Consider the following 850-nt stretch of genomic DNA (forward strand, 5'->3'; position numbering starts at 1 on the left):
GTACTATGCCAACGACCTGCTAGAGTCCGTAACAGACAATAGCGGTGGCTTTGTAAGAAACTATTACGATAAAAATGGCAGCATCCTTAAGACAGAAAAGCTGAGAGACAGCGAAGAATTCGATATTGAGCGGTTCCAGTACGACGAGATGAATCGCCTTGTAAAGCGAATTCAGCTAGTAGACAGAGCATCCATCTATGGAGAGGCAGATGTATCTAAACTAGCAGATCCAGAGCATCCAGAAAAGATTCAATTGATTACAGGGTACGAATACGATATCCTGGGCAATCAGACGAAGGAAATTGCACCAAGGGCTTACGAATACCATGAATCCGATATAGAAAACAGGGCAGAGTACACCCTTGCCTTTGAATACGATGAGCTGAACAGAGTAACAAAGGCGATGCGCAAGGTAAGTGGAAAAGATGTAGCGAAGACCTATGGATACGATGCTGCAGGCAATAGAGTATGGGAAACCAATGAGCTAGGCTATCAAACCTCCTTTACCTACAACAATGTAAATCAGCTTACATCTGTTACAAACCCAAAGGGAAATACAATGACCTATGCCTATGACTTAGCAGGGAATAAAATCTCAGAGGTCAATGCGAAGAACTATAAGATGCAGTATGAGTACGATCAATTAAATCGCTTGGTCATCATTAGAGATCCATACGATAAGGTCATCACAAAAAATATTTTCGATGGCAATGGCAATCTAATAAAACAAATCGATGCAAAGGGATATTTATCTGCCAGCAGCGATGCACAACGATATGGAACCACGTACCAATACGATTTGGCAAACCGATTGACTAAAATTGTAGACCCAGAAATTGGTGCTTTAAAT

At 41.4% G+C, this 850-nt stretch carries 1 protein-coding gene; it reads left to right on the plus strand.

Annotation, left to right across the window (positions count from 1 at the left end; genetic code table 11):
- A partial coding sequence (locus RCF13_RS23810; protein ID WP_308141612.1) for a hypothetical protein occupies positions 1-850 on the plus strand: 850 nt, incomplete at both ends.

Origin of the sequence: Stenotrophomonas maltophilia group sp. RNC7 (assembly GCF_030910085.1) — a bacterium.
In the GTDB taxonomy this organism is placed as follows: domain Bacteria; phylum Pseudomonadota; class Gammaproteobacteria; order Xanthomonadales; family Xanthomonadaceae; genus Stenotrophomonas; species Stenotrophomonas sepilia.